This is a genomic window from Bacteroides sp. (assembly GCF_028690125.1).
Taxonomy (GTDB): Bacteria; Bacteroidota; Bacteroidia; order Bacteroidales; family Bacteroidaceae; genus Bacteroides.
The window spans coordinates 1-7,858 of sequence record NZ_JAQVBV010000084.1; the positions used below are offsets into that span (position 1 = coordinate 1).

The window sequence follows — 7,858 nt, forward strand, 5'->3', positions numbered from 1 at the left end:
GTATTTGGCACTACTACGTTCTAGATAATAATACTAGAGGGTTGGATGAATAATCATACAATTTGAAAGGATGGTAAACTAGAATGAAGAATCGCCTTGTATTTGATACAGAAACGTATGGCTTGAAGCCTCAGAATATTGTATTTGATATTGCATGGAGTGTATTTAACAAGCGTTCCAAACTAGTAGAACGTAACTACTTGGTAAAGGAAACATATAAGCCAAATTATCTGAAGAGTCTTCCCTTTTATGGGGAAGGTAAGGTAAAAACTTATGAAAATATTGCAAAAACAACTGAAATTCTGAATTGGTCAAATATTCTGACATCCCTATGGATGGACATTAAAGAATATTCTGTAAGTGAAGTAATTGCATACAATCTCCCCTTTGATCTGGATGCTTTAGCAGCTACTAATGAATCCATAAGGGGAAGAGAATTCAGAATTTTCAACGGATTGCAATTGACTGATTTGTATAGCGTATTCTGCAATTTTGTGAAAAATAGGAAAGATTACATAAGATTCTGCATTGAGCATCAATTTATCAGTAATGCAGGTAATATTCTGACAAATGCTGAAGTTGCATATCGCTTCTTAACTAGTAACCCTTACCATGTAGAATCACATACTGCCTTGTCAGACATTCAGGAAGAGCTATATATTTATCAGACTATTCAGGCGAAAAAGAAGCGTTATCAGATGGAAGCTGTTAGTATGCCATGGAAGGTAGTAAGTTACAACGCTATCAATATGTCTAACAGGAGAAAATAGTATGAATCGTATACTAAGTTGTATTTTACTTTTTTACGCAACATGCGGAATATTCGCACTATTCTATGTTATCCGTTGCGCAACAATTTGAAAAGGATACAAGCTGGCTATTATGCCAAAAGGAGGAAATAGTATGGAATTCACAACATTGGAAAAAATGCTCATTTCTGTAGTAGCAGCAATAGTACACCATATGTACTATTTTAAGAAGAACAAGTTTTTAGAATTTTTCAATATGTTGGACGAAGCCGTGGATGGCTTTGTCGAGAATGTGCAAGAGTTCAATGATTCAGAATTCTTTCAGGAGTATACAAAAATAGCTATGATTGTATACAGCAATAAATATTCAGAGGAGGTAACCAAATCAAAATTGCTGGAATTATGCAAAAAGTTTGAAGAATCTATTGATTACCCTGATCCAGAATAGTGCGACAATTTAAAAAGGATACAAGCTAGTTTTCATTCCTAGCTTGTATCCTTTTTTTATTTACTAAATTGTCTGAAAATTCGCATTTTGCGCGGGGGTCTGGGTCTGGTATACAATTCAGATAATTCACCCTATTCAGTGTATACAACAACGCTTGTGAAGTATGGAACTTGTAATATTCAGACAATATCAAATGTATTGTACACACTACCACTTCACCGTAGTAGTGGAATGAGTCTGGGTAGTCAGTTAAATCGGTCGCCCGAATATTCTGAATAATTCAATTTGTTCCTGCTAGCACTGTGAAGGAATGAGTCTTGGTAGTCAGTTAAATTGGTATTCAGAATATTCTGAATAATTCAATTTGCAGGAATATTCATACTATAACTGGTTTAAAAAAATCCACCTTGTGAAGTATGGAACTTGTAATATTCAGACAACTCCTACTAACAGGATGGAATGTCAACCCCTCTGGATATTCCTGGCTGGTATGTATATCTATGTATATATAGTATTACTATATAAGCTAGGAATAGCTGGTGGGGTTGATATTACCTTTGGAATGTTAGTGTGTAGAACAAAGTAGACATATAACCGTATACAATAGCTTCTATTGTGTACATTCTTACTTTGCTCAGTGTGGGAGATAGAATAGCTTCTATTGTATAGTATAGAAGCTATAGTATGGAACAGAAGCTATAGTGAACCTTATATTTTGTTCAGTGGGGTTTTGTTCAATTTAGTGAACCTTATATTTTGTTCAGTGGGGTTTTGTTCAATTTAGTGAACCTTATATTTTGTTCAGTGGGGTTTTGTTCAATTTAGTGAACCTTATATTTTGTTCAGTGGGGTACATTATCACTTAGTGCTACGGCTATCATTGTACTCCTGTATTAGTTCTCTGCTAGCCTGAAGTCTGCAATCATTGCAACAAAACCAATGTTTCTGCCTTCTCCTACCCCTCGCACGGCATGGAAAGGTAGAAAATTTTCTACCACAATAGCTACAAGTGACAACTATTCTCTCTTTTTTGTATGTATTTGCAGGTGCAGCACATTTTCTACTACAATACTGTGCTGATTCAGGTAATTTACCTGACATTACAGCAGTTATTTTTGCTTTTCTGACTAATGAAACCCTTCCACATACAATACATTTGATTGGTAACTTATCTCTAGACTTGGCTAAATTGTATTCCTCCTCTGTAAATTGGAAATTACTTCGTGGATTCCACATAATAATACCACCCCCTGCTAGTATTATAGCATGAACCTTATATTTTGTTCAGTGGGGTTTATGAACCTTATATTTTGTTCAGTGTGAGTTTTGTTATAGTTCCCAGGGTACACAATGGAAGCTATGGTAATTGCACAATTTTCCCTTTTGTCACTAAGTGACAAAAATGTCTCATGCATGATATATTCTACATTATGCAGGATGTAGGGTGAAATGGCAAAAATAGCCTAAATTTCGTCACAAAAACGCGAAAAACAGCGAAAAACAGCGAAAAAACGCGAAAAACAGCGAAAAAATGCCTTTTTCGTGCGTTAAAGCGCACACACGTCAGTACACGGGTTGCTAGCAAGTACCTATATAAGCTTTGTAAAATAGTACAATTTGTCACTTAGTGACAATTTAGTCCATTATAGTATGTCTATTTAGTACTATTCTTCCCTGTATATTTACCCTTTATATATAAAGTAATAGCTTATAGCATGTCTATTTAGTGTATCTACTTTATTATATGTATATAGTATTAAAGGAATAGTTATGTATATAGGGTGTATTGGGAATAAATAAAGGTTCTTCTTTCGAGGGGATTTTTTAAAATCTGGTTATTCTATATTGTATACATTGTATTAATATACTAAAAAAGGAGGAATTTATCCTCCTTTAATTTAATTGGATTATTTTAATAAATTGGAGTGTACCCTTCCTTTAACACTTTAGTCAAGCAAAGTGCTGCTGAGCTTGCTTTAAACACTCTTCCGACTGTTTTATCTTCTTTCTGTTTTATTGCTATGATGATAATTTTCACGCACCTCCCAAGTAGTGTGAAATTTCTGCTTCTTGAACTTTAACCCTACAGCATGATAATACCTGTGGTGTGTTACTTCTTTGAATATTCCTACTAAGTGATACTGGGTGGAGTTCAGGAATTGCTTCAGCTGGGAGAGTTTTCTAAATACTCTCCTTTCTTCATGGAATGGGGCGTTTTTTGGGAATAGTAGCGTTGTAACGTGGTAAAGTGTTCGCTTCATCTAATCTTCGTAGTGATGGATGATTCTTCCTGAAAATTCAGTCAACTTTATTCCTGCCTTTTGTGCTGCAATTCTATCTACCCCTTTCATAATATACAGCTCTCCATTTGCTAGGATTCGGAGAATTTCTCCATTTCTGATTTGGTTACCAAATTCATCAACAATGAATAGTTTAATTTCTCCTTCTTGCTCATCCATATCTATTTGATAATTTGTTTTAGTCTGATACAGTTTAGGCATCTGTCTTTTCCTCCTTTTTAGTATAGAAAGAATGTTTTGAATCTTTTGTGCTGGTGAGAAAATCATGAATATCTTGTAGTATTTGCGCAATATTCTTTTCTTTGAAAAGGGGGTAATAAGCTGAAACATAGTTTAGTATAGAGTTGTATGGTTTCTTTAATGTTACTATGTTTTCAGCTGCTGAATTTTCAAAATTAAGTGAAATTTGGTGAAGCTGGAATCCGTGCTTGTTTTCAGCTTTAATTATTATTTGCATTATTCCTCCTCCTTCATTTCTACCAGTAAATCAGCGAAGATTTTGAGAAATGGGCTCGTTTTGTTTGCGTAACTTTCTAGATAATGCAACTCAGTTGCAAGTTGGTACAGCTCGTTGTAGTCCATAATAAACTGTGCTTTACCTTCTTTAATGCGAGCCAACATTCTATTTCCTCCTTTAGTGTGATAAAGTATGGTTGTCATTCCAGGAACTCCCATGAAAACCCCTCCCCTCAGGGGGAAACCATTATATCATGAAGCTCCCAGATGGTCAAGCGGAACATTTTTTCTTTCTATTCCGACTTGTATCCAGCTGGATTGTATACAATCCGTACTTCGCGCGGGGGTCTGGTGTACAATTTTCATAATTCATCTTTTTCAGACTATTTTAAAGTATGAAAAAACCCCTCCATTGTTTTGGAGGGGTGATTAATCTAATTGTTATCTTCAGCGTTTTCAGCGTTTTCAGAAATATCGTGAATGTCCGGATCAAAGTTCTCCTCGACGTAGGTTTCGATGAAATCCACGAGAACTTTCTGCATCGGAAGAGAAGCCATCTTAACAATCGCCTTGAACTTCGCGTGAACGTCCACAGGAACCCGAACCGTGACCGTCTTGCGAACAACCTTTTCAACCTTCTTGCTGTCGTTGTTAACGATATTAAGTGTAGTCATAGTGTATTCCTCCTTGGAATTTTGTTGGAGGGGAAAGGCTCTCCCCTCTCTCGACTGTACCCACATATTATATCATGAAGCTCGGAGCCTGTCAAGAGCGATTTCAGGACTTGCTAATCTTTCTTGTTCTACAATCCAGATTTATTCGGCTACCATCAATACTCTGTTGTTGAAATTGCTGCACTTGTATGACTTCCCAGATTCAGACCATGCACGGAACGTATGATCTGTCAGCTTGTCGATGTAATAAAGCCCGAGAGAGCCATCCTTGTAACCCTTTTCAAATGCCTCAGCTGTCATTTTCAGAACCTTCATCCGAACCCCTCCCCTCAGGATGAAACCATTATATCATGAAGCCCACAGAAGGTCAATAGGCCCTAAGGCTCATCCTTTAGTCTTTCTTTTGGAAATAGTCTGGCAGCTCGTACAATGCGAAGTCAGTCAGTTTAAAATGTCCCATCAGTTGCCAACTTGCTTCAGTAAACATTGCTTCAGCGATTGTATCCTGTCCAACATTTGTAAATGATGTCAGGTAAAAAGGGTCACAGATATCCTTGCTTGTGACAGACTCAACAAAGTTGTCATAATCGTCTGCAATACCCTGAACAATCTGATTGTACACTTTCTCGACAGTATGTGGTGCAACATATTCCCTATCTTCTTTGAATGTAATGTGTGCAATCGCGTCTTTTCCGACAATATAGGCTTCTCTGATGTCAGGATTGGATAGGTAAAATGCAATATCCATTGCTGATGGAATACAGTTATAGTTGGGATGTGTATGCACGTCGATCGCATGGTCGCAGATGTCTAGCATGTTGAAGTATTCATCAGGAATATCAATGCTGTCGTCATGCTCTCCAACCACTTTATGCATTAGAACAATGCCACCATCATCAGGCATGTTGAACAACATGGAAATTTCAGTGTTCGCGTCCTTGGGCAGTGCCTCAGCAATCCTTCTGAAAATTTTGCTCATCCGAACCCCTCCCTCATTTGATGAAACCATTATACCACGAAGCTACTGGATGGTCAATAGGCCCTAAGGCCTATCTTAGAGATTTTCTTTTCCGACGATGAATCCTTTCCAGAAGAGCAATCCTCTCGGATTCCCACAATCTTCTGTAAACTCCTAGCCACGTGGCGTATTCCTTGGAGTAATAGGCATTTTTCTGAAGAATGTTCAGCCAATTAGTTTCATATTTCATGCTAACCCTCCCTCATTTGATGAAACCATTATATCATGAAGCCCCTGGATGGTCAAGCGGAACATTTAGTAAATCTTGTAGTGCAATTTAGTTTTCTGAATCAGTTCCTAGGTTATATAAATCTGCCATAAATTCCCTCAAATCTGCCGCCGCAATTTGCACACTAGCAGGAACTATAGCCTTATTACCAAGAATCCATTTTAATACATCGAATGAATTTTCAAGCATTAGAGTCAATTCCTCGTGGTCAAATTCCGCTGTAATTTTCTTATCAATTAATTTCATGTGAACCCCTCCCTTACCGTGAAAACCATTATACCATGAAGCTCCCGGATTTACAATAGGCCTTAAGGCTCAAGTGCTATTTTTATTATTCAGAAAATTAAGTGTGGCGCGGGGGTCTGGTATACAATTTGCATAATTCAACTTTGTGTTTGTATAAAAAAATGACGACTCACAATTAAGTGAAGTCGTCGATTCTGTGCTATCAACCAGCGTTACGGACCACATAATTCATTCTGATGGAGTGTACCTAGTGGGTAGATTCAGTCTGTTAGAATATACTTTTAATGTTATCTTATACAGCAAATCTCTAAGATGAAGCACATACACTGCTAAAAATATATCTATTGCAAACAAGATAAGAAATAAAATTATAGTTGAGTATGTCATATACGTCTCCTTTAATCACTAAGCATTATTACTGATACAATAAGAATCCACGATATAAACATACAGGTGAAAATTATTGTATTCATTATATCTTTATATAGAGTATCCATTTACACCTCCGTATATGCCTCTAGAATGCCCTGTATTGAACAATGTAGTGGTAATCAACCACCAGTATTAGCTGATACTAAACGTGTTGTGTAGCAAGGATAAATGGCTAATCCGGAGTTATAAATACAGCCTGTAAACCCTGCCCACTTGTTTTTGTTTCTTGGATAACTTTAACCATATAAACTGGTGCATCTCCATCCTTTGGTAGAACTTTATGAAGAACATCTCTAGTAGTATTATAATCATCTGAAACATGAATAATGGAATTTTTATGGAGCAATGCATATTTCATTTAACCATACCTCTCTTTCTTTGTTTGTGGTTATCAATCAATAAATCTATACCGAACCATGCGACGACGTAACAGAATATTCCGTAGATAAGGTATCTGCTCATTATTCACCCCTAGCCCTCTTTATTATAGATTCAATATCCCTGCTGGTAACAGGATCGTCACAAAAATAAATCAGTTGTTCCAACCTGTCCAGCATCTCAGCCTTCTCTGCTTCAAGCCTATCAACAGCATCGACCGCAAAGCCAAGTGCGTATTCAAGCTCTGCCTCATCCGCTACTAGTTTTTCTATCAAAGCATCGGCATCACTTTTTACTAGATTCATCTCCACCTTCTCCGCTTCGATCTCCGTCAGGAAGGCTTCAATCTCTACGAGAAGGCGTTCCATTTTTTCGGGAAACGCGAACTCGCCAAGGAAATAATTCAGCACCCGATGCAGGAGTTCAACGGCCTTCGCCTCGCGTGTCATTCCTCCACCGCCTCCACCTCGTACACCCCGCCGCGATTCCGAAGCTTGTAGGCTCCGCCGCACCGCTCGCAGTCGAAAGTGTCGTCGTATTCCTCGTCTTGCTGCTTAGCTAGCCAGATGTTTTCCTCGTCTGGCTGTCCACAGTGCGGGCAGATAGGAGCGTTCATTCCGTCACCTCCGCTTTCCAACCCTCTTCAATCAGACAGCGGGCGGCCTGTTCTAGCCGCTGTTGGGTATCTATCCGGCGAAAATACTTGTCTGCCGAAGCACCGCAGACGTCACCTGCTTTAGCCTCGTACCATTCGACGACGACAGCTTTCAACTCCTCAAAGGTCATGCCAACCATCCTTCCCATATCGCTCGTCAAGCAAATCAATAGCTGCGATCCACAGGTTATCAATTGCGTCTACGCGGCGGAAGTATTTGTCCGCACTCGCACCTTCCTTGTCCGCGTCGTGCGCCAGCTTCCATTCCATGAC

12 protein-coding genes are annotated in these 7,858 nt (G+C 38.4%); 2 read left to right on the plus strand and 10 right to left on the minus strand.

All coding sequences use genetic code 11. The annotated features are described in order from the left end of the window. The first annotated feature begins 83 nt into the window (after window positions 1–83). Together PHO71_RS24665 and PHO71_RS24670 are read left to right on the plus strand one after the other, a co-directional pair. Window positions 84–770 carry a hypothetical protein gene (locus tag PHO71_RS24665; RefSeq protein WP_300208781.1) on the plus strand — a complete coding sequence of 229 codons (687 nt, stop codon included), beginning with the start codon at window positions 84–86 and terminating at the stop codon, window positions 768–770. A gap of 133 nt (window positions 771–903) precedes the next feature. Then, a complete protein-coding gene (locus PHO71_RS24670) occupies window positions 904–1,197 on the plus strand; it encodes a hypothetical protein (RefSeq protein ID WP_300208783.1) in 294 nt (97 codons plus the stop codon). Between the two features lie 2,261 nt (window positions 1,198–3,458). Here PHO71_RS24670 and PHO71_RS24675 read toward each other — a convergent pair. The 10 genes from PHO71_RS24675 to PHO71_RS24720 form a co-directional block, all read right to left on the minus strand. Next, complete coding sequence (locus tag PHO71_RS24675) at window positions 3,459–3,656, minus strand: hypothetical protein (protein ID WP_300208785.1); 198 nt, start codon at window positions 3,654–3,656, stop codon at window positions 3,459–3,461. Window positions 3,657–3,690: 34 nt separating this feature from the next. Then, complete coding sequence (locus tag PHO71_RS24680) at window positions 3,691–3,954, minus strand: hypothetical protein (RefSeq protein WP_300208787.1); 264 nt, start codon at window positions 3,952–3,954, stop codon at window positions 3,691–3,693. Then, on the minus strand, window positions 3,954–4,157 hold the full coding sequence (locus PHO71_RS24685) for a hypothetical protein (RefSeq protein WP_300208789.1): 204 nt from the start codon (window positions 4,155–4,157) through the stop codon (window positions 3,954–3,956). Before PHO71_RS24685 ends, PHO71_RS24680 begins: the two co-directional genes overlap by 1 nt. Before the next feature lie 230 nt (window positions 4,158–4,387). Continuing rightward, window positions 4,388–4,627, minus strand: coding sequence for a hypothetical protein (locus PHO71_RS24690; protein ID WP_300208791.1), 240 nt, complete (start codon window positions 4,625–4,627; stop codon window positions 4,388–4,390). Window positions 4,628–4,768: 141 nt separating this feature from the next. Further along, window positions 4,769–4,942: a hypothetical protein gene (locus tag PHO71_RS24695; protein ID WP_300208793.1), complete on the minus strand. Its 174-nt coding sequence runs from the start codon at window positions 4,940–4,942 to the stop codon at window positions 4,769–4,771. A gap of 76 nt (window positions 4,943–5,018) precedes the next feature. Continuing rightward, on the minus strand, window positions 5,019–5,543 hold the full coding sequence (locus PHO71_RS24700) for a hypothetical protein (RefSeq protein ID WP_300208794.1): 525 nt from the start codon (window positions 5,541–5,543) through the stop codon (window positions 5,019–5,021). Window positions 5,544–5,922: 379 nt separating this feature from the next. Further along, window positions 5,923–6,120, minus strand: a complete 198-nt coding sequence (locus PHO71_RS24705; RefSeq protein WP_300208796.1) for a hypothetical protein — start codon at window positions 6,118–6,120, stop codon at window positions 5,923–5,925. A gap of 604 nt (window positions 6,121–6,724) precedes the next feature. Further along, window positions 6,725–6,910, minus strand: a complete 186-nt coding sequence (locus PHO71_RS24710; protein ID WP_300208465.1) for a hypothetical protein — start codon at window positions 6,908–6,910, stop codon at window positions 6,725–6,727. Window positions 6,911–7,013: 103 nt separating this feature from the next. Further along, a complete protein-coding gene (locus PHO71_RS24715) occupies window positions 7,014–7,379 on the minus strand; it encodes a hypothetical protein (protein WP_300208798.1) in 366 nt (121 codons plus the stop codon). Window positions 7,380–7,542: 163 nt separating this feature from the next. Next, on the minus strand, window positions 7,543–7,725 hold the full coding sequence (locus tag PHO71_RS24720) for a hypothetical protein (RefSeq protein WP_300208800.1): 183 nt from the start codon (window positions 7,723–7,725) through the stop codon (window positions 7,543–7,545). Window positions 7,726–7,858: the final 133 nt, after the last annotated feature.

Coding starts and splice junctions, on each gene's coding strand:
- PHO71_RS24670 (WP_300208783.1), top strand. CDS start 904: ATGGAATTCACAACATTGGAAAAAATGCTCATTTCTGTAGTAGCAGCA.
- PHO71_RS24710 (WP_300208465.1), bottom strand. CDS start 6,910: ATGAAATATGCATTGCTCCATAAAAATTCCATTATTCATGTTTCAGAT.
- PHO71_RS24720 (WP_300208800.1), bottom strand. CDS start 7,725: ATGGTTGGCATGACCTTTGAGGAGTTGAAAGCTGTCGTCGTCGAATGG.
- PHO71_RS24680 (WP_300208787.1), bottom strand. CDS start 3,954: ATGCAAATAATAATTAAAGCTGAAAACAAGCACGGATTCCAGCTTCAC.
- PHO71_RS24705 (WP_300208796.1), bottom strand. CDS start 6,120: ATGAAATTAATTGATAAGAAAATTACAGCGGAATTTGACCACGAGGAA.
- PHO71_RS24695 (WP_300208793.1), bottom strand. CDS start 4,942: ATGAAGGTTCTGAAAATGACAGCTGAGGCATTTGAAAAGGGTTACAAG.
- PHO71_RS24690 (WP_300208791.1), bottom strand. CDS start 4,627: ATGACTACACTTAATATCGTTAACAACGACAGCAAGAAGGTTGAAAAG.
- PHO71_RS24700 (WP_300208794.1), bottom strand. CDS start 5,543: ATGTTGTTCAACATGCCTGATGATGGTGGCATTGTTCTAATGCATAAA.
- PHO71_RS24685 (WP_300208789.1), bottom strand. CDS start 4,157: ATGACAACCATACTTTATCACACTAAAGGAGGAAATAGAATGTTGGCT.
- PHO71_RS24675 (WP_300208785.1), bottom strand. CDS start 3,656: ATGGATGAGCAAGAAGGAGAAATTAAACTATTCATTGTTGATGAATTT.
- PHO71_RS24665 (WP_300208781.1), top strand. CDS start 84: ATGAAGAATCGCCTTGTATTTGATACAGAAACGTATGGCTTGAAGCCT.
- PHO71_RS24715 (WP_300208798.1), bottom strand. CDS start 7,379: ATGACACGCGAGGCGAAGGCCGTTGAACTCCTGCATCGGGTGCTGAAT.